30 protein-coding genes and 1 tRNA gene are annotated in these 23,404 nt (G+C 59.7%); 12 read left to right on the plus strand and 19 right to left on the minus strand.

Annotated features, from left to right (window positions below; genetic code table 11):
• Window positions 1–6: 6 nt before the first annotated feature.
• Entirely contained in the window at window positions 7–594 is a 588-nt protein-coding gene (locus DVR07_RS12905; protein ID WP_162829556.1) for a hypothetical protein, read from the minus strand.
• A 188-nt stretch (window positions 595–782) separates the two neighbouring features.
• Between DVR07_RS12905 and DVR07_RS12910 the strand changes: the two genes are divergently transcribed.
• Complete coding sequence (locus DVR07_RS12910) at window positions 783–1,469, plus strand: hypothetical protein (protein WP_115797693.1); 687 nt, start codon at window positions 783–785, stop codon at window positions 1,467–1,469.
• Between the two features lie 345 nt (window positions 1,470–1,814).
• Window positions 1,815–2,078, plus strand: coding sequence for a DUF7386 family protein (locus tag DVR07_RS22605; RefSeq protein ID WP_115797694.1), 264 nt, complete (start codon window positions 1,815–1,817; stop codon window positions 2,076–2,078).
• A gap of 53 nt (window positions 2,079–2,131) precedes the next feature.
• On the opposite strand, the gene DVR07_RS12920 is transcribed toward DVR07_RS22605, so the two are convergent.
• From DVR07_RS12920 to DVR07_RS12935, 4 genes are read right to left on the minus strand one after another with little or no spacing between them, the layout of a single operon-like run.
• Window positions 2,132–2,602: a TIR domain-containing protein gene (locus tag DVR07_RS12920; protein ID WP_115797695.1), complete on the minus strand. Its 471-nt coding sequence runs from the start codon at window positions 2,600–2,602 to the stop codon at window positions 2,132–2,134.
• A 44-nt stretch (window positions 2,603–2,646) separates the two neighbouring features.
• Complete coding sequence (locus tag DVR07_RS12925; protein WP_115797696.1) at window positions 2,647–3,087, minus strand: DUF4231 domain-containing protein; 441 nt, start codon at window positions 3,085–3,087, stop codon at window positions 2,647–2,649.
• A gap of 15 nt (window positions 3,088–3,102) precedes the next feature.
• Window positions 3,103–3,675 carry a hypothetical protein gene (locus tag DVR07_RS12930; RefSeq protein WP_115797697.1) on the minus strand — a complete coding sequence of 191 codons (573 nt, stop codon included), beginning with the start codon at window positions 3,673–3,675 and terminating at the stop codon, window positions 3,103–3,105.
• Window positions 3,672–4,559 carry a hypothetical protein gene (locus DVR07_RS12935; protein WP_115797698.1) on the minus strand — a complete coding sequence of 296 codons (888 nt, stop codon included), beginning with the start codon at window positions 4,557–4,559 and terminating at the stop codon, window positions 3,672–3,674. Before DVR07_RS12935 ends, DVR07_RS12930 begins: the two co-directional genes overlap by 4 nt.
• Before the next feature lie 118 nt (window positions 4,560–4,677).
• On the opposite strand from DVR07_RS12935, the gene DVR07_RS12940 reads away from it, so the two are divergent.
• On the plus strand, window positions 4,678–5,691 hold the full coding sequence (locus DVR07_RS12940; RefSeq protein WP_115797699.1) for a nucleotide kinase domain-containing protein: 1,014 nt from the start codon (window positions 4,678–4,680) through the stop codon (window positions 5,689–5,691).
• Window positions 5,692–5,847: 156 nt separating this feature from the next.
• Here DVR07_RS12940 and DVR07_RS21665 read toward each other — a convergent pair whose 3' ends face one another.
• Window positions 5,848–6,333, minus strand: a complete 486-nt coding sequence (locus tag DVR07_RS21665; protein WP_162829557.1) for a hypothetical protein — start codon at window positions 6,331–6,333, stop codon at window positions 5,848–5,850.
• A gap of 61 nt (window positions 6,334–6,394) precedes the next feature.
• Here DVR07_RS21665 and DVR07_RS12945 point away from each other — a divergent pair, with 61 nt between their 5' ends.
• Window positions 6,395–7,216, plus strand: coding sequence for an IS5 family transposase (locus DVR07_RS12945; RefSeq protein WP_089872610.1), 822 nt, complete (start codon window positions 6,395–6,397; stop codon window positions 7,214–7,216).
• Between the two features lie 75 nt (window positions 7,217–7,291).
• The gene (locus DVR07_RS12950) at window positions 7,292–7,543 is read left to right on the plus strand and encodes a hypothetical protein (RefSeq protein ID WP_089872649.1); all 252 of its coding nucleotides are present in this window, start codon (window positions 7,292–7,294) and stop codon (window positions 7,541–7,543) included.
• Window positions 7,544–7,588: 45 nt separating this feature from the next.
• Here DVR07_RS12950 and DVR07_RS12955 read toward each other — a convergent pair whose 3' ends face one another.
• Together DVR07_RS12955 and DVR07_RS21670 are read right to left on the minus strand one after the other, a co-directional pair.
• On the minus strand, window positions 7,589–8,005 hold the full coding sequence (locus DVR07_RS12955) for a toll/interleukin-1 receptor domain-containing protein (RefSeq protein WP_115797700.1): 417 nt from the start codon (window positions 8,003–8,005) through the stop codon (window positions 7,589–7,591).
• A 394-nt stretch (window positions 8,006–8,399) separates the two neighbouring features.
• Window positions 8,400–9,200: an Nmad3 family putative nucleotide modification protein gene (locus DVR07_RS21670; RefSeq protein WP_162829558.1), complete on the minus strand. Its 801-nt coding sequence runs from the start codon at window positions 9,198–9,200 to the stop codon at window positions 8,400–8,402.
• Between the two features lie 1,018 nt (window positions 9,201–10,218).
• Between DVR07_RS21670 and DVR07_RS12960 the strand changes: the two genes are divergently transcribed.
• Window positions 10,219–10,974, plus strand: coding sequence for a PD-(D/E)XK nuclease family protein (locus DVR07_RS12960; RefSeq protein ID WP_115797701.1), 756 nt, complete (start codon window positions 10,219–10,221; stop codon window positions 10,972–10,974).
• 72 nt (window positions 10,975–11,046) lie between these two features.
• Entirely contained in the window at window positions 11,047–11,493 is a 447-nt protein-coding gene (locus DVR07_RS12965; protein ID WP_162829559.1) for a hypothetical protein, read from the plus strand.
• A 474-nt stretch (window positions 11,494–11,967) separates the two neighbouring features.
• On the opposite strand, the gene DVR07_RS12970 is transcribed toward DVR07_RS12965, so the two are convergent.
• The 5 genes from DVR07_RS12970 to trmY form a co-directional block, all read right to left on the minus strand.
• Window positions 11,968–12,040, minus strand: a tRNA-Pro gene (locus tag DVR07_RS12970).
• 61 nt (window positions 12,041–12,101) lie between these two features.
• Window positions 12,102–12,407: a hypothetical protein gene (locus DVR07_RS12975; RefSeq protein WP_115797703.1), complete on the minus strand. Its 306-nt coding sequence runs from the start codon at window positions 12,405–12,407 to the stop codon at window positions 12,102–12,104.
• 100 nt (window positions 12,408–12,507) lie between these two features.
• Window positions 12,508–12,951 carry a TIGR00725 family protein gene (locus tag DVR07_RS12980; protein ID WP_115797704.1) on the minus strand — a complete coding sequence of 148 codons (444 nt, stop codon included), beginning with the start codon at window positions 12,949–12,951 and terminating at the stop codon, window positions 12,508–12,510.
• Window positions 12,952–13,022: 71 nt separating this feature from the next.
• Window positions 13,023–13,577: a DoxX family protein gene (locus DVR07_RS12985; protein WP_115797705.1), complete on the minus strand. Its 555-nt coding sequence runs from the start codon at window positions 13,575–13,577 to the stop codon at window positions 13,023–13,025.
• Window positions 13,578–13,698: 121 nt separating this feature from the next.
• The gene (gene trmY / locus DVR07_RS12990; protein WP_115797706.1) at window positions 13,699–14,295 is read right to left on the minus strand and encodes a tRNA (pseudouridine(54)-N(1))-methyltransferase TrmY; all 597 of its coding nucleotides are present in this window, start codon (window positions 14,293–14,295) and stop codon (window positions 13,699–13,701) included.
• A 382-nt stretch (window positions 14,296–14,677) separates the two neighbouring features.
• Between trmY and DVR07_RS12995 the strand changes: the two genes are divergently transcribed.
• Window positions 14,678–15,841, plus strand: coding sequence for a tubulin/FtsZ family protein (locus DVR07_RS12995; protein ID WP_115797707.1), 1,164 nt, complete (start codon window positions 14,678–14,680; stop codon window positions 15,839–15,841).
• 277 nt (window positions 15,842–16,118) lie between these two features.
• Entirely contained in the window at window positions 16,119–17,309 is a 1,191-nt protein-coding gene (locus tag DVR07_RS13000) for a hypothetical protein (RefSeq protein ID WP_115797708.1), read from the plus strand.
• A 48-nt stretch (window positions 17,310–17,357) separates the two neighbouring features.
• Here DVR07_RS13000 and DVR07_RS22135 read toward each other — a convergent pair whose 3' ends face one another.
• The 3 genes from DVR07_RS22135 to DVR07_RS13010 all read right to left on the minus strand — a co-directional run bounded on the left by DVR07_RS22135 (window position 17,358) and on the right by DVR07_RS13010 (window position 19,496).
• On the minus strand, window positions 17,358–17,522 hold the full coding sequence (locus DVR07_RS22135) for an HVO_A0556 family zinc finger protein (protein WP_165881759.1): 165 nt from the start codon (window positions 17,520–17,522) through the stop codon (window positions 17,358–17,360).
• Between the two features lie 421 nt (window positions 17,523–17,943).
• Entirely contained in the window at window positions 17,944–18,234 is a 291-nt protein-coding gene (locus tag DVR07_RS13005; RefSeq protein WP_115797709.1) for a DUF7526 family protein, read from the minus strand.
• Between the two features lie 86 nt (window positions 18,235–18,320).
• Window positions 18,321–19,496, minus strand: coding sequence for an MFS transporter (locus tag DVR07_RS13010; protein ID WP_162829560.1), 1,176 nt, complete (start codon window positions 19,494–19,496; stop codon window positions 18,321–18,323).
• A 198-nt stretch (window positions 19,497–19,694) separates the two neighbouring features.
• Between DVR07_RS13010 and DVR07_RS13015 the strand changes: the two genes are divergently transcribed.
• On the plus strand, window positions 19,695–20,639 hold the full coding sequence (locus DVR07_RS13015; protein WP_115797711.1) for a 3-hydroxyacyl-CoA dehydrogenase family protein: 945 nt from the start codon (window positions 19,695–19,697) through the stop codon (window positions 20,637–20,639).
• 73 nt (window positions 20,640–20,712) lie between these two features.
• On the opposite strand, the gene DVR07_RS13020 is transcribed toward DVR07_RS13015, so the two are convergent.
• Window positions 20,713–21,366, minus strand: a complete 654-nt coding sequence (locus DVR07_RS13020) for a ribonuclease HI family protein (RefSeq protein WP_115797712.1) — start codon at window positions 21,364–21,366, stop codon at window positions 20,713–20,715.
• 285 nt (window positions 21,367–21,651) lie between these two features.
• Window positions 21,652–22,026: a VOC family protein gene (locus DVR07_RS13025; RefSeq protein WP_115797713.1), complete on the minus strand. Its 375-nt coding sequence runs from the start codon at window positions 22,024–22,026 to the stop codon at window positions 21,652–21,654.
• A 172-nt stretch (window positions 22,027–22,198) separates the two neighbouring features.
• Between DVR07_RS13025 and DVR07_RS13030 the strand changes: the two genes are divergently transcribed.
• The gene (locus DVR07_RS13030; protein WP_115798335.1) at window positions 22,199–22,606 is read left to right on the plus strand and encodes a glutaredoxin family protein; all 408 of its coding nucleotides are present in this window, start codon (window positions 22,199–22,201) and stop codon (window positions 22,604–22,606) included.
• 10 nt (window positions 22,607–22,616) lie between these two features.
• Here DVR07_RS13030 and DVR07_RS13035 read toward each other — a convergent pair whose 3' ends face one another.
• The gene (locus tag DVR07_RS13035; RefSeq protein ID WP_115797714.1) at window positions 22,617–22,985 is read right to left on the minus strand and encodes a VOC family protein; all 369 of its coding nucleotides are present in this window, start codon (window positions 22,983–22,985) and stop codon (window positions 22,617–22,619) included.
• A gap of 86 nt (window positions 22,986–23,071) precedes the next feature.
• On the opposite strand from DVR07_RS13035, the gene DVR07_RS13040 reads away from it, so the two are divergent.
• Complete coding sequence (locus DVR07_RS13040) at window positions 23,072–23,368, plus strand: hypothetical protein (RefSeq protein ID WP_115797715.1); 297 nt, start codon at window positions 23,072–23,074, stop codon at window positions 23,366–23,368.
• The last annotated feature ends 36 nt before the right edge of the window (window positions 23,369–23,404 follow it).

Raw genomic sequence — 23,404 nt, forward strand, 5'->3', positions numbered from 1 at the left:
CGAATGTCAGTAATCATCGTGTGAGAGCAGATCTTTTCCTTCGACATTCTTTGGGAGTCCATCTGCTGCGTCAAGCGGACGGAAGAGGTAGGTGTCGTTGAGGTAGTCGTTGTTGAGGGCCTCCCGGAGTTCGACGAATGTTAGGCTCTCTCCCTGCTGGAGCTTTCGTTGAATTCGGGCTTGTGCTTCGCGTGGGAGGCCGTACTGTAGGTCGAGGTTAAAGTCAAGAACAGTTTGGTCCTCTGTAAGTCCTTTCTCGACCCCGTTCTTGAGGATGTCACGGAACCGATCGTCGGGTGGATATGACTTTGAGTTGGGTGCGTGCTGGCAGAGGGAGAACAGGAACGCGATCGCATCTTCTGCGGCGGTGAATAACTCTTCGTCGGCAATCCCGTCGTCCACAGCTAGTTGGGTTCTGTCTTTGCTTGCTAGTTCTGTTGCGAGGTATTCGAAGTCGTAGAGTGCGTTCCGAGCTCGGTTCCGGATCCGGAGCCGCGCGTTCCGTTCACTATCTTGATTTAGGTTCTTTCGCCCGAGCAGGTATTGTCTGTCATCTTTCGTCAGAACTCCACGGTTTCGGTCCAGTCCAGTCATAATCCGATTCAGTCTACAATCTCGCTCCAATATAAGTATATGGCATAATTCGTCATCTGATTCCGATGACGGCGTTCCCGATTTTACTAACAGGCTACCGGATTGGGTGGTACATGGATACGAACTGAACTATGAAATTGGCAAAAATAGACCCTCACGTCAGCTGTCCGATCATCTGTGGCGGATACATGCGCGCAAGCGGCTTCTTCTTCAACGCCGAGGATCAAACCTACCTCATTACCGCTCGCCACAACCTCCTGCCCACAGACGCGTCAACCCTCGCCACGGGCCAACTCTCGCTTTCTTACCGAACCGAGGACTACCTCCCAACGATTGATATCTACCTGCGAGATGATCCCGCCTTCACGGTGAAACGGGTCAATCTCACCGAACAATCAGGCATTCTTCTTGATGCCGGCATTGACGTGATCGGCGTCCCCATTACCTTCTCGCCCGAAGACTACGGGTATGTCGTCTGGACGCTTGATGACATTACCCCCGAGAACTCGCCTGAATTCCTTGATATCATCGGCTACCCCGGACCATCCTTCCCGGACCCCGACCCGTACGACAGGGAGACCTACGCACAGACGATCACTGAGCCGTACATTCTCACGCTTCAAGACGACTTCCCCACTCACCAAGAGGTATCACCTTCCACCGATCAGATTGCATTGGGAATCGTTAGCGGTGTAGATGATAGTACTCCCAGCTACAGGGGGTACAGTGGTTCGCCTGTCCTCGGAGACAACCTCGCAGGCATTCACTGCGCAGATGTCGGAATAACGGCGATAAACCCAGATACTGGCGAAAAGAGCGCACATCCGGCTATCGCCTACTGGCAGGCAGACGTCCTCGGACAACTCCTGAAATAATCCCGACTTCTGGATGCAGCCACAAGGCCTGAACACCCAGTGGGCAACTTTCCAACTTTATATAGTAGTCTAAGAGCCACGGTCTGTATGCGAAACAAAGGGCAACTCAGACATCGGGAACCGGGTCTTCGAGGCCGACCCCACGGTTCACACGGCGATGTCAGCAGTGGCTTCGATGTATGCACGCCAATGTATGTACCACCCGGACGAACGTGCATAGATTCGTCCTCGCCACCGCCCATGTTGCCACGGCCGCGACGCGGCGGAGAAGCACCGCATATAAACAAAACCGGGTTCAGTCACCGCAGATTCACGCTCTGACGACCCCCGTATGCACAACGCCTTATGACGACTGACCGCACTACTCTCCGACTCAGCGACGACCGGAAGCGGCTGCTTGACCAGGCGAGCACGATCGTAGCCTCCGACCCGACGGACGACCCGCCGATGTCGGACGTCATTGATGCCGCACTGACGCACCTTATCGAGTCACATGAGAACATAGAGGATGTCCGCGATCAGTACCCGGCGAAGCAGGTTAAACAGTGCTGTAACACGTCTGTGCTTAGATTGCGATACCGAACGTCCATCGAGTCGAAGTGGCGGTAGCTACGTCAACAGGCCGAATATCGACGAAAAACCGGATATTCTTCCACCGTCAGTTAAGATCGTCCGCAGCCGGCACCTGCACGTCCTCTAACGGTAGACTCACCGACCTTGCTCCTCTGGCTCGCTGCCCTGTCGATTGCATCAGCGAACTCGTCCGGATTCCAATCGACAATTTCTGCACCGTTCTCTTTCAATTTGTCAGGCACGTCCTCATCAGTGATGTTGTCATCCACCTTGATAGCCACCAGACCATTCCCGTCTTTCAGTGACCGTTCGATCTCGTAGTCCACCCAGTCGCTGTCCTTCGTGTTCTCGCCTACTAAGACCACCGTAGTGGAGGTTCCCTTGATCTCATCCCGGATACACTGCTGGATGTACCCTCTGTTCGTGCTGTCAACAGGATCCAGAAGGTGTCGGTCCTGGAACTCAACATCGACGTTTTTGTTCCATCGAAGCAGCCGGAAGCCCTTTGCTTTCATCCGATCGCTTCCTTCGTAACTAATAAAGACTCGACGGGTGGTCATTATTTCATCCGGCCTGGTAAGCCGTGCTTATTGACACAACGTGACTAGGCCTCTTGTGCTTTTCGCGTAGTAATCTCCCAGTACCGATTCTCCTGACTCGTGAGCGCCATCACCCGCTCGACAAACATCTTCTCGGGATTCTCCGCGCCCTCGTATTCCTTTGTCCCGGTTTTGAACATCTGCTCTTCCCGTCGAAGCCCTTCAGCGGTGGTCCGATAGTTCATCCACTTCTTCTGATAGTTCAGGTACGATTCGAGGGCTTCGAGGATGATAAGTAGAACAGAGGCGATGATGATGGTATTCTGCCAAAACGTGCTGGAAGTTACCGGGAACAACGTGACGGCAACGGGAAGAAGCGCAGCTAAAGCAATCTGGGATATCTTCATCCATCGGTGATACTTCTTGTTGCTGATTGCCTTTGTATCGTACCACTCGAATTGTGGCTCATAGAATTCTTCGTAGAATTCGTCGAAGTTCTCTACCATATGTGATGCCCTGTGTTACAGAATGGACTCTTCTTCAATTTTGGTCCATCGGTCGCTTAGGATCTGCTCAAGGTCGGTACCCAGGTTCTCCGCAGCGATGAGAAGGTTAGAGACGGTTTCTACTGTCTCCTCTTCCAAGACCTCGCGGGTGTTCATCGGTTCCATGTGGTCCAGCGATTCCATCGCGTTCGCCATACGACCCGCCGGAGAGGCCATTCGCGTGAACAGCCACTCTTTCAGTTCCTCCGAATCCATCACTTCATCGGAAGGATTCAGCGCTTCTCCCCATTCAGCGACTCCGTCTGCCTCAAGGCCGAACATCTCCTCCAGCTCACTTTGCAAGTCCAAATTAAGTGTGTTCGCCGCTGCCAGTCCGACGATGAAGCTGTCAGCAAGCGTCTTTTCGATTTGTTCAATCCGCATATCATCATCGGAATAATCACGGGACATACGGCCTACGTACTTCGAAAAGTGATGCACGTAGTGGTTCATCCTGTCCGGATATGGGAGTGTAAAGATATCTCGGTGATGCTCCTTATCGTGTTCTTGCTGCCGTTTCTGCAGGTCAAGTAGTGTGGTGTTGCTCATGTGTTGATCGCTCTTGCGGGAATAATTCCCCCACCATTATCACAGTTAGGGCACAGTTTCAGTGGAGCCTCATTTTCAAACTCGTGGTCACATATCAGACAGAACCAGTTGGACACGCTCTCTGAGGCGATAAGAGATGGGTCAATGTTCATCGTCTCCATTTTTGTTTCAAGAATCTGCTTTGTTTCGTTATCTTCCCCGGCTTGCATCGTCCCCACGTAGCTCTGGACAGATTCCCAGTCGAATCCGGCTTCTCTCTCCCAAGTTGGGTACCGGTATTCGTGATACCGCTTGTTGATAAGTTCCAGTCGTCGGATCTCGTTCAGGTACTGTTGGGAACAATCCTCCCGATCATCGAAGAGATCAAGAAGAGCGTCGGTTGTCTCGGAGGAGATGAGTTTCTTTCTGAACCCGGTCAAAATCCCGTCGAACCCAGTTTCATCGGCTACGGTTTCGAAGCTGATCGGTGGGTAGATCCACTTCATCTGGTCCGCCACGAGACGGTAGTCGTCCTGGATACTGCCGTTCCGGTAATTAGTGAGCAGCGGTGGACCCAGCGAGTACCAGCCAATATGGTAGTACCCGGCAAGATGGCGCTCACCTTTGATGTTTGTGCAGAAGAAGAGGTAGGGGCGGTTGTTCTTCACCAGGCCGGATCGAATGTCCCGGGTGCAGGTAGAGCACAATCCGTAACTCATCGTCTCAAGGTTCGGGTCGCTCTTGTTGTCGTTGACCTTGGTCACCTCTCGGACGGGATATTTGCTGATCTCGTCCTCACAGTAGTAGAGTGTCAGATAGCTTTGGGCATCTTCCGATGCCTGATGCTCCTCCCACGATCCGTTAGGAGGCGCGTAATCAGGTGCCCCATCGGATTCATACCTCATTTTACGTCTGGGTTGATGTATTCTCCCCATAAAGTGTTTCTCCTGCCTAATATTCGGTGAGGACAAGTGTGTCGTAAGATTCAATGAGTCAACGATTGGCTTTCAGAACATACGAGTAATGTCTGAGTCCTTGATACAGCCCGATGATATTCGGAATAGTCTTGACGAGGAATCACTTGATCTGTTCTGGCAGTTCATCACCGAACGGCAGCAGGTATGGTATCGTCGGGTCATTGAAGGCCGACCGTCACCATGGACTGATGACGAGATTTTGCAGGAGTACCGGTTCACGAACGTTTACCGCGAGCTGGACCCCGGGACACAGTACGTGATTCAGAAAATCTTGGAGGCGGACGCCTCGCGTCAGGACAAGATTCTGAACGTGATGCTATACCGGTTGATCGGCCGGCTCGAAACCCACGAGTATCTCGGGTTTCAGTCACTGGAGACCTTCGATGCAGCAGAGTTCGAAGAGGAACTGAAACATCGACGGGACGACTTAGAGGAGACGGTATTCACCGGGGCGTACATGGTGAGCGGCTACAATCAGATGGGTTCTTCTGATAAGGTGGAAAATGTAGCTTCGCTTTTCAATGAAATCACGGATGAGACAGAGTTCTTTGACAACATGCTTTCTACCGAATCTCTGGAAGAGGCCTACAAGCTAATCCGTTCACAGCACGGGTTCGGGAATTTCCTTTCGTACCAAGTTCTTGTCGATCTTCTGTATCCTGTAGACTACTACGATGGCGACTCTGTACTCTTGTTTTCTCCGGATGACTGGTCGGCTCCCGGCCCGGGTGCTCAGAAGGGGCTAAAACAGCTTGTCACAGAGTTCAATGGTTTTGATCGTCTTGACGTGATGCGGTGGCTCCGCCAAAACCAGCAACAGGAGTTCGAACGATTGGACCTGGACTTTCCTTACCTGGAGACAAAAGACGGGGATCGTTTGGAGCTGTCATTAGCAAATATCCAGAACTGCCTCTGTGAGTTCTACAAGTACCATAAGATTCTGCACTCGAACGGCCGTGCCCGGCGCTGCTTCCGGAATACCGAAGCACGCTCATATGACGAACTGCGTGACCTATATGAAGGATCACCTGTGATTAGCCTCCCAAACACCGCCGAATAGATGATTTCGGCTTTGTTGGAACTCTTATATAGTGATATATTCAGACACGGTTACGGTCAGTACAGGGCGCATATTCAGCATTCCAGATCGCCGGTCAGAATGAATAGCCAGTGGCCAGTATAGTCTATTCTCTCCTCAGCCCGACTGATTAGCGGTTTAGGTTAGCTTCTTTACTTCTCCTTGGTCAACTATTCTCAAACCTTCCCATTTCAATATATTATTCAAGTTCTCTACAATTTGTTCTCTTTCTTTATCATTCCTCATATAGTGTATAGGATGAGCTAATTTTCCAATAATAGATATTATATTTGACGGGTTTTCTTTATTTAGCTCTTTGAGTTTTTCTAAAATCGTGCTCTTCCTTGCACTCTCTAGATCTACTCCCATTTCTTTAGCCTCAACTGGAAATGTTGCAACCCACTCATGTATACTGCCTTCTTTTGCATCATCCCAATCTATCTCAAAATTTAATCGCTCAAAAAATCTTTTGATTTCCGTCCCTTGTTTTACATCTCCGATAATTTCCGCGATATAGTCCAGGGATTCAGGATCAAAATCTTCCAAATCGCTATTTGTTAGCGGTTTTGTGCGACTTTCCAATATCTCTTGGTAGAGTTCCTGGGCGACCTCGGAAACAGACATTGAATCTCCGGCTCTGTTGAAACCCTCAGAGAGTTACAGGTTGGGCCGGTAGTCTGACCGGATGGAAGCCCTCCCGAAGTCACGGTTGCTCCGGTTCGTTGAGCAGGCGTATCACTTGGCTCGACGAGCTGTTGCTCGCTACTCCTCAAAGTTCTCGAAACGACGGTACACACTTCATCAACACATCGTCCTCCTCTGTCTCAAGGTTCGGAAGAATACGACGTATCGAACGCTTCTTGACGAACTTATCGAGATGCCCCGGATTCGGAGTGCCATTGATCTGACGGAACTCCCCTCACCTTCGACGTTGTGTAAGGCGTTCAAGCGACTCGACATGGCTGTTTGGCGGGTTCTTCTCAACCTCTCAGTCACGCTTCTCCCGACCAATGGTGTCGTTGGGATTGATGCCTCCGGTTTCGACCGGAGTCACGCCTCGAAACACTATACAAAGCGAACGGAGATGACGATTCAGCAGTTGAAAGTCACGCTCCTCGTAGACACAAGGTCGAACGCAATCATTGACTTACACGTGACGACGACACGAAAACACGACTCACAGATCGCACCGTCGCTCATCAAGCGGAACTACGGTGACGTAGAGATTCTCCTCGGTGACAAGGGATACGACGATCAGAAGATTCGTGTCTTAGCTCACGAGGAGGGTGTTCGCCCGCTCATCAAGCACCGCGAGTTTTCGTCGCTACACAAGGCGTGGAACGCTCGGTTGGACGCTAACCTCTATGGTCAACGGAGTCAGAACGAGACAGTAAACTCCCGCCTCAAGCGCAAATACGGTGCATTCGTCCGCTCACGCTACTGGTGGAAACAGTTCCGTGAACTCGCTATTGGCTGTCTCACACATAACATCGACAAGACACTCTGAGCGTTAGATACCGGTAGTACACTTATCGCGCTGTACAAGCCAATTATATAATGGATGGGGAGCATAGTATTCGACATGGGCGACTCCGACAACCTCCCCGAAGCCGAAATTCGGCGCGCTGTGCGAGAAGAGATGTCAAGAGCGGGGCGGTCAGTTCTCTCAACTGTCTTTTGGACGATACTAGCAGCATTCACGGTTCTCGTTGGCCTTCAAGCGGTTCAAATGGCATTCTACACAACTGGCTTGGCTGCTGTGGCCTTTATTGCGGTTGGTATACTCGTTACGGGCGCTAGCATCTATCTCCTTTATCTCCTTCACTGGGCCTAGCAACGTGATGATACGATTGTAGAATTGAATCGACCATCCGCAGTCCTATCTAACGGCAGATTCATCCGGGGAGCTATCAAAACAATAGGGTTTCAACAGAGCCGAATCTCCAGAAATCAGATATCGTTTGCCCAATAGCTTGTGATGGGACAGTACATCTTTCGGTGAAATGTCATAACAAACGGGAAGAATGACTTTATCCATCTCATTCACATCCCGTTGGATTAGTGAATCTAATTCCTCTTGTGTCCAACTCTTCTCAAAGAAAGCTTCAGAAAGGACAACAATACCATGATCTGAGTTATGTAAACCGCGCTGAATTTCGTTCGGAATACTATCTCCGACAGAGAGCTCAAAATCATCATACCATACGTTTAGACCGCAATTTTCCAACTCCTTAGCCAGTGGTTCTACAAATTCATCTTTATCTTCTCCCGCATGGCTTACAAAAGCATCCCACATATTTCAGTTACTTATTGTCATTATTGCCCCAGGAGTTAAAAACTCATCTGTGAAAATGGTCAATACCTGGTCCATCCAGTTGGCACAAGTTGAGCGCGCGATCAGAATCCCGGTCTCAGAACTAAGCGAGAATAGTGTCTTGTGCGAGCGCTCCGTCAAACAGCTAACTTTCCATAGTTGGATTGTGCTACATTGTTGAATTGGGCAGTACGCACTCTTCAGCGACCGGCTGTTTCAGACGATAGTGTGTCTGAGGAAGAGGATTTCAACAGAGCATGATTCCATTTCGTACGCCTTCACGGAATACTGTAGAGGAAACATCTCGTCATTGACGACGGACACCGCGAGGTGGTGAATTTAATCCTAACCCGTATGCGATGCAGAGACGACCCAGTCACCGGAGTTCTGGTGTCTTGCTACGGAATTTCTCCGAGGTTATATCACACCAAAGTGGATCCTTAAATCCGAGCCATTCTTTATCGTCCTTTTCTGCTCCGTCGTGATCATGACCGCGGACGCGGAATTCATCAGCGAAGTCATCAGTGAGGTAGTACTGGCTAGAGCCGAATCGATCATACGAACTAATTTGGAGTGCTCGTGAGAGCAATCCTCCTGGGTCTGTGCCATCAATTATTACGACGTCATCGTGCTTTGACTCCCCCTCACCCTGGAAACGGAGTGAGTGAGCATTATTCGGGGACTCATTAAGCAACTCAGCCTGACGCTCGCCTCTATGATGTTCTAAGTCGATTACGTTGTTGACGGTGAAATGGCCAATCACATAGCGATGTTTTCGGCCTTCATTCTGAAGCCCCGCATAGAAGCCGAGAACATCCCCTTGCCGTAGTTTTTTGAGTTCCCTACCGGTTCCGTTATCTCCTTTCTTGTCTCCAAAGGTAAGCGCCTCAAAATTCGGGTCTCGATGGAAAGGATGGTTATCGAGTTCGTCTCCTTGAATCCACTCTTCGTCTTTATTCGGCCGTATACGACGGAAGTAGGTTGCTGCTGTCGTGTCTTGGTACGCAAACCCCCAATTCGCGTAGGTCATAGGTTCGGCTGTTCCTGTCTGTGTTTCAGGGATCGGGACGTACTCAAACGTCCCATTATCATAGATGGGAGGAAGTGGCTTTGTATTAGTGCCATCAGCTCCGATTCCAATTAGTAAAACCTTGGAGCCTTGATTTCCTTCAGACATACTTGCATCAACTCATCCCTTACTCATCAACTCAATGGAACCAAGCTTCAAGAATTATCACTACGCAGGATAATTCCTAATAACATGCGTTCACTCACGGAACACGACTACTCTATTGAAGCGGAACGAGGGGAAGAGCCAGACTCCTCTGAGTTTAGAACACCCAATGACATCCGAGACTGGATGTCTAACAAAGCGAGAGACTATGCTGATGTATACGATGTAGAAGGCACAAATCCACGAGGTCGGTTTTACGTTGCAAAAACAATCGAGTATCAACCAGAGGCTGGGCTAACACAGACGGGAAGCGCTCCGGGGTACCATGGCGGAACTTGGTCTCTAGCCACCTGTAAAAAGACAATGCGAGGGTACGGAACGGTTGACAGGCAATTTCGATCAAAGACAGAAGATGGCGTTCGACGTCCGAAGTACCCTTTCTTTGTAGCGGTTTTCGGAACTCGTGATCCGGATCGGTACCACACAACGCCTCCAGAAGCACAGAAGCACCAGAATTGGCTCGTTTCGGTTGCTCTCGTAACTGCCGGTTTCGAACGTATGGATGAGATGGCAGATTATATCTCGGAAAATCACTCCGAAGCTGCTCTACTCCACCGTCGAACTGCCGCGAGTGATAGTACTCCGCGTGCAAGGAACAGAGGCGATCTCCACGTTGATGACGACCACTCTGTAATGTATCCCCCAGAAGACCACCAACACGGACCCAACAAAACGGACACCTCCAGTCATTGTGGTTGTTCTCACCAACAGTCCGAGAATCGGAATCCGCTAGAGCACGAGGACAACCAGCATAGTCACATCAAAATGGTTTCGGACCCCGGTGATTGGATCGCGTGGCGTCAACCGACCGTGGCATTTGAAGGTGGGTTGGAGCAGGGGAATCGAAAACTGGACGGGAGCTACGATTCACTAATTAGCAATCTTACATCAGTTCAATAGAGGTCCGCTGTACGTATCATCCAAGAGTAGCCATTAAGCCCCAGAAGTGCAACTTCGGTGTATGAATATCAGGAGCGTTCGGGCGAAACACGACTCGCTCTTCGAACAACTAGCGACATCTGAGGGCTCTTCACTCGCACCAAGCCGGATTGCTGGCCAATTTTATTGCGAAAAGAAGGTTGACCTCACACGCGAACACGGAGATATAGAAACCCCAGCAAAGACACGGGGCAGTAAGACTCACGAAAAGGCGGCAGAGGATTCCGAGGAGGTTTCTGACGAAGAGTTCTGGAACGCACTAGAGACTGGCGATCGACAAGTAATCGTGGAGAGTCCATTCGTTGGTGAGGCAGCCGACTTCCTCATCGGTGGAATTCCGGACGCCGTGCTCTTCGAGAGCCAGAAGCCACAGCTGATCTTTGAGCGAAAGACAACATCGAGACCAGATCACCTGTACAAGAATCAGAGTATCCAAGCGTGGCTTTACGGATTCATCCTCGATAGTTTGGGATTCGAGACAGACGATCTGAAGATTGCTATCCTCAGTCACGAACAATCACTTGCGCCCGAAACTGGCAAGGAACTCCAACAGTCGGTTATCGCCAGCTACAACAAATGGGAGTTCGGAGACCAGAAGCTGACTGAGTCACCGAAATCTGTTCTTCATCTCTCCGAGTTTTCGAAGGTAGAGTACCTGGAAGATCTTAATTGGGCTCTCGGCTACTGGCGGGACGAACGTGAACCGATACCGACTAAGAAGGCTGGAAAGTGCCGTGCGTGCGAGTATAATAACGTTTGCCCGGACTCTCGGGCTTGAAAGCTCTTACTGTACATCTTGGCGGTTCGTCAGAAGCGAAATCCCGATAAACCGGTGATGAGATTGCCAAATATGGCATTAGTTTCCAGCCTTCCCTCTCGGCCCCTAACCGATGATGAACTATACGCCCTTCACACCAGCGGGAAGTTCGTCGCAGTGGTCCCGATTAACGCCGTCACGGATCCGGATAAAGACCGGAGGAGATCGTTAGTTGTGGGAGCAATCTTTGTCACGGAAAGCACTATCGTCTCAATCGAATACCTTCCGGATGAGCGAAGTTGGTCTAAGGTATTCCGGGACAGGAACGGGCCGGAGTCGGAGAAGAATGCTGAGGGCGTCGTGGACTCGGTCTTTGACGAGGCTGAGGCAGCCCTTGAAGAAGCAGCTGCCAAGATGGAAGCCAGCGGCGACGTGAGTGAAGTAGTTGAGCGACAAGTGGATTCCGATGGAGAGGCAGCTTTCCGGGATGCGGCAGAATTCGGAGAACTTCTACAGCAACAATACGACAACGCCACCTAATCTTGGACATGCCATCCTGAGTGATGCCGCTGGCTTATAGACGTCTTTCTTTGGAGGTGTGATTTGTCTTACCGCGAGACCCATCATTCTGATGCGGGCCCAGCTCTGTTGAAGTGACCAAGGTGAGAACAACGATCATGGCAGTAACTAGGAGGATGGTGGTAGTAACGGTGAGCAGGGCACGCTCACAGGATTCTAGCGCGCAGCTGACTGGTGAAGCCGGATCGGGCGATCGGCCGACCCGCCAAAGTGCTTGCGCTGCAGGCACCCCAAGCACAACACATCCTTTCTAGTCAACTCCCCACCCCACGGTTGAACCCCCACTTTCACCGCGCCGACTCTCGCAAAACCACCAGACGGCGCGACCCGCAACATGAGTCATGTTCGACTCTCACCTGCCAAACCGGCGATCGAGACCCCGAACCCCAAGCTATACGGGGATTATCCTCGACTCTCAGAAAACACGGGCGAAAGTGGGCCGGCGCAGATTCGAACTGCGGTTACGGCCACCCGAAGGCCGAAGGATACCAAGCTACCCCACCGGCCCGCAGGTAGAACAAGAGGCGTCCGAACTTTAACCCTTCCGGATTCTGCCGACCGCCGGAGGGCTACGCGGCGCGGTAGTACTCGACCTTCTCGCCACCGTCGAAGACGACGCGCTTCTCGAGTTCGCCGGCGTGGACGAGGTACTCGAACGCCCATCGGTACTTGTCCTCGGCCGATTCCCCGCCGAGGAACGCGCCGACGTCCTCCCACGTCGACGCCGAGCCGCGCTGGGCGTTGGCCTCGGCCGCATCGAAGATTTCCTCGATGGAGTACGCCGTCGGCTTCTCGTCCGCGAGGAAGCCGTAGATGAGCGCGATGACGCTGTCGTCCGGTTCGGCCTGCTCCCACTGGGATTCAGAGAGTGGCATTACGTCACGTAGCGGACGGACGTCCTTGAGGGTTGTCGCGGTGCCCGGAACGGCTGTCGCGGCTGCGAGACAGCGGGACGCTTCGCGCCGGACGGCCCGGCTATTCAGTGGCCGACTCGACGTACTCTACTGCCGCGCGAGGCGAGTCGACCGGTTCGACCCCCGGCGCGTCGTGGGTGTCGAGGCCGGCGACGGGCCGGTCGTACACGCCCGCGAAGCCGACCTCCGAGAGCGTGCCGACCCCGCCGTCGACCGCGACGACCGCGTTGCCGTTCATCACCACGAGCGCGTTCCTGGCGTGGCCCAGTCCGGTGGCGATAGCGGTGTCGACGTGGGGGTTGGCCGCGGCGAGGTCCTCGCCGGGGAGGATGCCGATGGTCCGCCCGCCGGCCTCGCTCGCGCCGCGGCACGCCGCCGCCATGACGCCGCCGAGGCCGCCGCAGACGACTGTGTGGCCCCGCTCCGCGAGGAGCCGCCCTACCGCCTCGGCGTCCGAGGCCTGCTCGTCGGTGACGGTGCTGCCGCCGATGACGCTGACTCGCATGGATGGAAGTGCTGGTCGCGGGACCGTGAGCGTGTCGTTCGTGGGACCGGTCCGCCGGAGTCGTCCGGGCGTCACCCGAGGAGGTACCGGGTCCACGGATAGCGCTCGACGAGCGGTCGCCCGCCGACCCCGTACCGCTCGATGTACGAGTCCAGCCCGAGAATCCGGCCGGCGCCGAAGGCGGCGACCGAGAGGAACACCAGCATGTACGCGAAGTCGCCGTTGATGTAGCCGTGGGCGATGTCCCAGTTGCCGAGATAGAACAGCAACATCATGAACGCGCCGAAGAACGCCGCGAGGCGAGTCAGCGCGCCCACGAGCAGTCCGAGGCCGATGAGAATCTCGCCCCATGGCACGGCAATGTCGACGAAGGCCACGAACCACGGGGTGTTCCCCATCGAGACGAAGAGGTCGGCGACGGGGCTCCCGTTCGCGGTCGGCGCGTTCAACAGGTAGCCGCTGGCGGAGAACTCGCCCGACAGCACCTTGTCGAGACCGCTCTGGAGGAACGCCAGCCCCATCATGAGCCGAAGCGCGAGGATGAACCACACGCTGAGCGTGTGAAGTTTGCCCGCCGCCGTGAACCCCGCGACCGTGCTTCGAAGTGCCACTTCTCGATCTGACATTGTAACACCGGATATCAGTCAGTTCGGACACTTCGTTCTTGGGGACGGAATCCGAGGGGACGAGCCGGTCACTCGGCCGCAGGAAACGCGTCACCCGCGTCCAGTTTGTTCCGGGCCGACCCTAGTACTCCGCGAACCCCTCGGTGTCGAGGAAGTTGTGCGCGACCGTGATGGCGTGGTCGGCGTGGAGCAACTCCGGGCCCAGCCGCACGCGCTCGTCGGCGGCCGCCGCGAGCAGGTCCGCCTCCCCGTCCGCGAAGTCGTGGTGGTCCGAGAGCACGAAGACCGGATCCTCTGGCGGTTTGACGTCGACCACGGGGGCGCCGTCCTCGTGGAGCTGGATTACGGTCCCGTCGCGGGCTGCCTCCTCCAGGACCGGCTCGAACCCGCGCTTCGAGAGGTGGACGCCCGGCGAGCTCTCGGTCTCCATGTGGCCGATGGCCTCGTCCTTCGCGTCGAGCGCGTTGCGGATGAGGGCGGCTGTGCTGCGCTCGTCGGGATTGAGCCGCCGGAGCTCCGACCCTTTGAAGCGGACGGTCACCTCGTCGGCCAGCACGAGGTGGACCCGCACGTCCTCCCGGATGGCGTGCGAGAGGAAGAATGCGGAGTTGACGCACCGACAGAGCACGTCGAGGCGGCCCGCACCGCCCGCGAGGTCGTCCAGCGAGAAGTCGGGGGTCGTCGGGGCGTCGTGGCCCAGGACGATGAACTGGCGCATGCGGTCGGCTACTCGCGCCGGCGTAATACGGGCGTCGAAGCTCGCGGGCGGAGTCGCCCTCTCGGAAGAGAGGTCGGGACGACTACACACTCGGTGGTAAGCGGTCTTTACTGTCGAGAACCGCCGGACGGCGCCGGAGCGTTCCGCGAGGTTCGACGGACAGGGAGGTCGAGAGCGGCCGTCGAACAGACCGCCTGCCGCCGCGCCCCGCCGGTCGCTCGCCGGGGCGAGAACTCGTGTGGCACCGCCTGAAACCCCGTGTGCCGCCGTATAACTATGGGTACGACTCCCCTCGTGAGCAGGTACAGCCGATAGGCCCGGCCCGACGCGCAGTCAGTGACCGGGTACCGTTCGCACATCGGCGTTAGGGAGGCACCAAAACATGAAGCTCGCAATGATCGGCTTCGGACAGGCCGGCGGGAAGATCGTGGACAAGTTCGTGGAGTACGACCGGGAGACGGGCAGTGACGTCGTCCGGTCGGCCATCGCAGTCAACACCGCGAAGGCGGACCTCGCGGGGCTCGAGCACGTCCCCGAGCGAAACCGGGTGCTCATCGGCCAGGCCCGCGTGAAGGGCCACGGCGTGGGCGCCGACAACGAGCTCGGCGCGGAGATCGCCGAGGCGGACATCGACGAGATCCAGGGCGCGGTCGACCAGGTACCGGTCCACGAGATCGACGCGTTCCTCGTGGTCGCGGGGATGGGCGGCGGCACCGGGTCAGGCGGCGCGCCCGTGCTGGCCAGTCACCTCAAGCGCATCTACACCGAACCCGTCTACGGGCTCGGCATCCTGCCCGCCGAGGACGAGGGCGGCATCTACACGCTGAACGCCGCCCGGTCGTTCAAGACGTTCGTCGACGAGGTCGACAACCTCCTCGTGTTCGACAACGACGCGTGGCGCGAGACCGGCGAGTCGGTCCGGGGCGGCTACGACCGCATCAACGAGGAGATCGTCCGACGGTTCGGCGTGCTGTTCTCGGCCGGCGAGGTCCAGCAGGGCGAGGACGTCGCCGAGAGCGTGGTCGACTCCAGCGAGATCATCAACACGCTCTCGTGCGGCGGCGTTTCGACCATCGGGTACGCGACCGAACAGGTCGACGCCGCGGGCGGCGGGCTGCTCGGCCGGTTCTCCGACGAGGAACTCGACGCCACCGAGACCACGAACCGCATCACGAGCCTGATCCGGAAGGCCGCGCTCGGCCGGCTCACCCTGCCCTGCGAGGTCCGGAGCACCGACCGGTCGCTGGTGGTCGTCGGCGGCCCGAAGGACCACCTCAACCGGAAAGGGATCGAGCGCGGCCGGAAGTGGCTCGAGAACGAGACCGCGAGCATGGAGGTCCGGGGCGGCGACTACCCGATGGCCGGCACAGACCGCGTCGCGGCGGTGACGCTGCTGTCGGGAGTCACCGACGTCCCGCGCATCAAGGACCTCCAGGGCGTCGCGGTCGAGACCCAGGACAACCTCGAGGCCATCGAGGAGGAAAGCGACCAGAACCTCGAGAGCCTCATCCGGGACGACGGCGACGAACTGGAGGCGCTGTTCTGAGGCCGGACTGACCCCGCTCCGAGTCCGGGCGGCGGCGTCGATTGATTCTTGGTTTGGTTGGGTCGACGCGGCCGCCCGGTGCCGTCTCTGCGGTGCTGGTTTTCTTCGACGGATTTATCGTTCTTCTCGTTTCGGCGCCTCGAAGTCGTACTTATTTCTATCGAGTCGGCCGCGATATCCGCGCGCCGAAGCGGATAGTATAAACAATACCGGATCAATTTGAATATATACAATATTTTTACTATCCTCGGGTGACCTGCCCTCACTAGTTACCACCATGACCACTCCCCACGCGCTCCGAGATCTCGCGACCCTCATCGAGACCATCGACGACGCCGACATCTCTATCGACGGCGTGCGAACGCCCGAGGGGTCGCTCGTCGACGGCCCGACGCTCACCGCGGAGCTGACCGTGCGGCTCGACTGGGGTGCGCTCGACGACGTCGGGAGTCCGGTCTCGGTCGCGCTTCCGGACGACGGCGAGGTCGAGTCCGACGAGTCGGGGGTCGCGTTCCCGCTGGACGTCGAACTCGACGTCGGCGACGGCGAGACGGAGACCGAACCGGTCGCAGGAACCGGAAAGACCGCGGAGACTGCGAAGACGCAGGTCACCGACGGCGGCGTCGCGATGGTCCGGAGCGACGACCCGGCCGACGCGGACGCAGACCGCGACGCGGAAACCGACGCGCCGGAAGCCGACGAGGAAACTGGCGCGACGGAGGCCAAAGAGGAGACCGGAACAACAGAACGCGAAGAACAGATCGATGCGGCGGAGAGCACCGAGACGTCGGACGAGGCGGACACCGACGACGGCGCGGAGGCGGACGCGACGCCGGAGCCCCACCGCGACCCGGAGCGGCTCCGCGAGGCCTACGAGTCGTGCGACACGTTCCCGGAGATGGCCGAGGCGCTGGGCGCCAGCGTCACGCCCCAGACGGTCCGATACCACGCCATCGAACTGGGCATCCACCGACCGCACGAGCGACCCAGTTCCGCCGGTCGAGCGGAGGTCGAATCAGCCGGCGACGAGTCCTCATCGGCGGACCACTCGGACGAGCGTCACGCCGAAAGCGAGCGCGAGTCGGTCGATTCGGGGTCCGAAGCCGAGTCGACCGTTTCGGCGACTGACGATCAGCCGAGCACACCCGGGACAGAGAACTCGGCAGCGGCAACCGAGACAGCGGACGACGAGGGGGAATCCCGACCGCCCGAGCCGCGGACCGAGGACCTGCCGGCCGACGTCGACCTGCCCTCGCACGTGACGCTGGCCGACCTCCGGGACGCGGTCAGCGACGCGACGACGCTCTACGAGGTCCAGCGCGACCTCCGGGTCGACAGGAGCGCGGCGCGGCGACTCCTCCGGGACCTGAACCTGCTCGACCTGGTGACCGGCCGCGCGGCCACCGCCGACGAGCGGAGCACCTCCGCGGCGAGCATCGACGAGCGGATCCGTCGGGCCTGCGCGTGAAAAACGGGGAGTAGCGGTCGGGCGATTCGGGTCCGTCGCGGCGCGGCATCACCAGACGCGGGCGGCCGGCGTGCCGCAACTCTCGCAGACCACCGCGTCGTCGCCCTTGAACGAGTCGCGCGCCAGCGTGCCGGTCGCGCACCACGCGCAGCCGTCGCCGACGAGCGGCGCGAGGAGGGCGTCGGGGTCGACCTCTGAGGATACGGATTGCATCGTTCGAAGGCGCACGGCAGCGAACCATGAAAGTGTCGGAATTGAAACCACAACTGACATGTCGTCGGTGAGAACTGGATTGGAATCGAGCCCTCGCTCGACTTCAATCAACCTGCCGGTGTGGAAATATAATGTAGATTTATTATTCAGTAGACAGACATAGCTACCGTGTCGATCTACACGAGAGTGTGTGACTGCTGCGGAAACGCAGTGGAGAGAGGCAAAGGCGACTTCTGTCGTCGGTGCAGGGCGGCGGATTGCGGCGCGGACGAGGCGAACTGCGGCTGAGCGCTCGCGACCGGGAGGAGACCCGAGCGGCCGCGTCCGGAGTCCGGGAAACTGACGCCCTGCCGGACGTCCGACGACCGAGTCCCGAAGCCGACTGGTGACCGCCGAAGGACGCGTGTTGGACGGTACGCAATCACTCCAGCTCGACCGTCTCGTACACGCCGGGGATTCCCGTCTCCTCGACCGTCGCGGTCACCTCCCGTCCCTCCCCGGCGGCCGTCTCGGTGACGAGCGTCGCGGGCTCGATGGGCCGGCGCGTCAGGAACGCCCGCACGCGCTCGACCCACGACGGGGCGCCGCCCTTCCGGCAGACCAGGACGTACCGCGACTCCGCCAGCGTTCGCAGCTCCTCGTCGAGGTCGTACTCGTCCAGTTCCTCCGGCGCGACGACGTGGAGCACCTCGGCCCGCAGCGTCTCGGTCATATCGGAACGAACTGCTCGGCGTGGATACGTCTTGCTCGTCGGGGCGAGGGAGTCGCACCGGACGTCACCGCGTTCGGAGAAGCCCGTCACCGCAGCTCCGGGAGGAAGGCGAAGATGGCCGCGACGACGGCGAGCAGGCCGCCCAGCACCAGCATCGCGCCGTCGAAGTAGCCGGCGTCCGCGAGCACGCCGACGAAGAACGACCCGGTCGACGCGACGAGGAAGTAGCTGGTCCGGATGAGCCCCCAGGCTCCGTTGCGGTCCTCGGGCGGGAGGGCGTTGATGATGTAGGTGTTGGTCACCGGCGCGATGCCGAGCTGGACGCCGGCGAGGGCGACGACGGCGGCGATGGGGAGCGGCCCGGAGACGTACGGCAGCGCGAGCAGCGGCGGGACTCCGACGCCGGCGAGCGCGACCAGGACGGTCCGGTTCCCGAAGCGGGTGACCGCCCGGCCGCCGGCGACCTGCGCGACCGCGCCGCTCACGAACAGCAGCGAGAACAGCGCGCTGGCGGTCACGCCGTCGAGCCCCTTGACCGTGATGAGGTACGTCGGGAGGAACGCGGTGAGGCCCTGGTAGACGAACACGCGAACGGTCTTTCCGCCGACGCCGAGCAGGACGGACCGGCTGCCGACCGCCGACCCCAGGCCGCGGAGCCGACCGCGGACCGACGCGCCGGCAGCGTCGGCGGGGGTCGTCGACGGGACGACGCGCCAGGCCAGCACCGTCGTCGCGAGGAGCAGCGGCGCCGCGCCCGCGATGGTCGCGCGCCACCCGAACCGGGTCGTGGCCGCGCCGGCGACGACCGGCAGCGCCGCGGCACCCAGGCTCCCGACCGCGAGCGTGACGCCGATGGCCGTGCTGTCGTTGTCGGGGTAGAGCGACGAGAGCAGCGTCCCGCGCGTGGGGCCAAATAGCCCGTTGCCGACGCCGACGAGTGCGGCGGTCACGAGGAAGACCGCGAACAGCGGCGCGGCCGCGAGCGCGACGATGCTCACGGTCATCACCGCCAGGCTGGCGACCAGCACCGTCCGGTCGCCCACGCGGTCGCTCAGCAGGCCGGCCGGGAACTGCGACAGCCCGTACACCGCCCAGATGACCGTGACGGTGACGCCGGCGGTCGCGTTGTCGATGCGGAACGTCGCCTTGATGCCCGGCAGCAGCACCGGAATCGTGATTCGGGTCCCGAGAATCAGCAGCCACCCCAGCGCGATGGCGACCAGCGCCCACCCGCGGCCGTCGCCCTGCAGCGGCGCGACCACCCGTTCGACCCGGTCTCGTAACGGTGCCGTAATCGTCCCGACCATTCGGTGCGGTGCGTTACCACCACTCTGACGACCGCATTATACGTTCCGGCCTCGGCAACCGGGAACGCGTTTCGACACGACCGAGGCGGAACGCCGAACCGCGGCGGACGCCGCCGTCCCAAGAGCAATGGTGGTGTGCGGTGATACGGGGATATGAGCGACCTGTGCGAGGTATCGATCGTCGGCGCCGGCGCGATGGGTCACGGGCTGGCCGTGCAGTGTGCGGTGTGCGACCGGGACGTGACGCTCGTCGACCACAGACGGGCGAATCTCGACCGCGCCCGCGGGCAGGTCCGGGACGCGGTCGCGTTCCTGCACGACGAAGGGCTCACCGACCGAGTGCCCGACAGCGTCCTCGACCGTATCGAGTTCACGCTCGACCGGGACGAGGGCGTCGAATCGGCCGACGTCGTTCTGGAGACGATATCCGAGGACCTGGCCGCGAAGCGCGACCTCTTCGCGGACCTCGCCGAAGCCGCCCCGGCGGACGCGGTGCTCGCCTCCAACACGTCGAGCATCCCCATCACCGACATCGCCGAAGGCGCGCCCGACCACGCCGACCGCATCGCCGGCTGTCACTGGTGGTACCCGCCGTACCTTCTGACGCCCGTCGAGGTCGTCAGGGGCGAGGCGACCGCCGACGGGACCGTCGAGCGACTCCGGTCGTTCGTGGAGGCGGTCGACCGCGACCCGATTCTGGTCGAGCGCGACGCCCCGGGGTTCGTCTGGAACCGCGTCCAGTTCGCCGTCGTCCGGGAGTGCCTCCACATTGTCGAGCAGGGCATCGCCTCGGTCGACGACGTGAACCGGGCGATACGGGACGGGTACGCGACCCGGACGGCCGCCATCGGCCCGTTCGAGACGATGGACATCGCGGGGCTGGACCTGTTCGAAACCATCGCCGAAGACCTCTATCCCGACCTCGCGACCGACGAGTCGCCCCAGGCGGAACTCCGGGACCGCGTCGACGAGGGCCGGACCGGCATCGACGCCGGCGCCGGGTTCTACGAGTACGACGACGCGCCAGGGGAGGTCACCCGCCGGCGCGACGAGACCGTCGCGGCGATTCGGCGAGCGCTCGAGGAACGCGCGGACTGACGGACGAATCCGCGGCCGGAGATCGACTCGATGACCGGAGGCGGGATTGCGAATGTTACGCGCCGAAACGCTACTAGCCAGGTCCGAAGGCCGCGATATCGGCGCCCACCGTCGCCAGTGCGTCGGCGGGGTTCGGGTCGCTGTCGGCCAGATGCGTGTACCGGTGGTCCGGGATGCTCGACAGCGCCGCCGTGACGGCCTCGCTGTACGTCTCGACGCCCGGTTCCGTCGGGTCGTCGCCGCCCCAGACGTCTCGGATGACCGTCATCGAATCGATGCGCACCTCCAGCATGCGAGGTTCGTAGCGAGCCAACAGTTCCGAAAGCCCGAGCTGGAGGGCGACGTACTCGGCGGTGTTGTTCCCCGTCCGGGAGCCGACGGGCCGGCCGAGACGGGCGAGTTGATCCTCCGAAGCGTCCATGATGACAGCGCCCGCGCCTGCGGGGCCGGGGTTGCCGCGTGAGCTGCCGTCGACGTAGAGGACGAAGGTGTCGCTCGTCGGCTCGGAAACGGGTGGCCGTGTGAGTCCCGACCCCCGCAGGCTTTCGAGCGCGCGACGCAACTCGTCGGAGGTGGTCGCGGGGTCGAAGAGACCGCCGTAGCCGGGGACAGCGTCGTCGATAGCGTCGGTGGCGGCGGGCATCTCGTAGCCGACCCCCGCGAGTACCTCGTCGACGAGCGCGGCGAGCGGCGAGAGGTGTTCGGCCGGGAGGCGGTCGTCGGTCACGTCACGTCCCCCTTCGGGCTTCGGTTCCGGGGCCTCACACCCTCGCTCCCGGATACTCTCGTTGGCTGGTCGCACCACTGCATACAGATTCTCGGTGGGCGAGCGGGATAATCCCTTCCGGTGGCACCGGTGGCGGGCCGTCTGGAATCAGTCGCCCCCTCGGAATCCTCAGCGGCCGGTGCAAACGGCCTGCTGCATATGCGCCCTGAATCCGGCACGGCTCCAACATCCAGCACCGCTCAAGAGTTCGACAGAGTCAACAGACTGAAAACGCGTTCGGTGGGTTCACGCGAGGTCCTCGACCAGTTCGAGCACGTACCCGTCGGGACCCTCCAGGAACGCGACCCGGGCATCCGCGTCGTCGACGGTCATCGGCCCCTCGACCACGTCGCACCCGGTCTCGTCGACGATGCGCTCGCACTCGGCGTCGACGTCGTCGACCGAGACCGCGATGTGGTCGACGGTCGACCGGTCGGGCTCCGGGTCCGGGCGGTCGGGGTCGTGGCGGAGCTGTATCTCGCCGTGCTCGCCGCCGACGTAGACGTTCTCGACGCCGTCGAGGGTGAACGACCAGTTCTCCGAGAGGCCAACCGCGTCGACGAAGAACTCGCGGGCCTCGTCCAGGTCCGATACCCAGATGGCCGTGTGGATGACGTCCATGGGCAGAGGACAGGCCGAAGGATAGTAAATCTCGCTCCGGTCGCGCCCGCCGGACCGCCAGTGTCGTCGAACCTCGGGAGTCCCGATACCTCGTAACGCCGGTCGCCGAACCGCCCCGACGCTGACCGACCCCAAGCCGTATCCCGTTCGACCCGAAACGATGACCAGCACCATGACCTTCGACCCGACCGACCAGGGGCTGGACGCCGACGAAGCGCGCGACCGCGTCGACGAGGCCATCGCGGAGAACGAGGTCGTCCTCTTCATGAAGGGGGACGCGCGGATGCCCCAGTGCGGCTACTCGAAGCGCGCGCTCGGTCTCGTCCGGACGTACCGGGACGACGTCGAGACGGTCGACGCGCTGCAGAACCTCGACGCCTTCCGGGAGGCGCTCGAAGCCCACAGCGGGTGGGAGACCATCCCCCAGACGTTCGTCGACGGCGAGTTCGTCGGCGGCAGCGACGTGCTGGCCGAACTCGACGAGCGCGGCGAGCTCGCGGAGACGCTGAACGCCGACCCCGCCGAGGGTGCCACGGAGCGGGCCGGCGGGGACGACGCCGGCGTCGACGCCCCCTTCTGACGCCCTGGAGTCACTCCAGCGACTCGACGAGTTCGACCCGCCGACCGTCGGGGTCGCGGACGAACGCCACGCGGGCGCCCGCCTCCGGATGATCAGTGGGCTCCTCGTCGACCCCGTAGTGGTCGATCTCCTCGAAGACCCGGTCGACGTCGTCGACGCCGATGGCGAGGTGGTCCCACGCCGAGCCGGGCTCGAAGTCGGTCTCGCCGTCGGTGTCCGAGAGCTGGAGCTCGACGCCGTTGTCCGCGGCGATGTACCGATTGCGGGTTTCGCCGTCGGCGGTCTCGAACTCCCAGGTCTCCTCGAAGCCGAGCTGCTCGTAGAAGGCTATCGTCTCCTCGGCGTCCGCCACGTTGACGTTCACGTGGATGAGATCCATGCTATCGAATCGCTCGCCCGTCGGATAACCGCCGCGGTCGTGGCAAGACGTGTAAACGACTTGGTCGCGGAGGACATGGCCGACGTATGGACCCGGACCCAGATGCGATTCGCGACCGCCTGCGGGTCGTGCACCTCGACGAACAGCTCTCGCTGGGCGAGGGCGCGGTCGTGTACGCGGAGGGCCCGGAAACGGGGTGCATCGGGCTCGGCGAGGCCGAGGCCGAGGCCGAGGCGGTCGGAAACGCCGTCGCGGTTGTCGCCAGGTACGAGCGCGAGGAGCCCGGTAGCATCCCGTACGTCAAGGCGCCCGGGCGAGTGATCGAGAAGAAGTGGGAAGACGACGAGTCGGGGCGGTTCGGTTCGGTCCGGGACCGGCTGTAACTGGTGGACGCGGCGCGGAAGCTTTTGTGGACCGAG

This window comes from Halorussus rarus, assembly GCF_003369835.1.
Classification (GTDB): Archaea; Halobacteriota; Halobacteria; order Halobacteriales; family Haladaptataceae; genus Halorussus; species Halorussus rarus.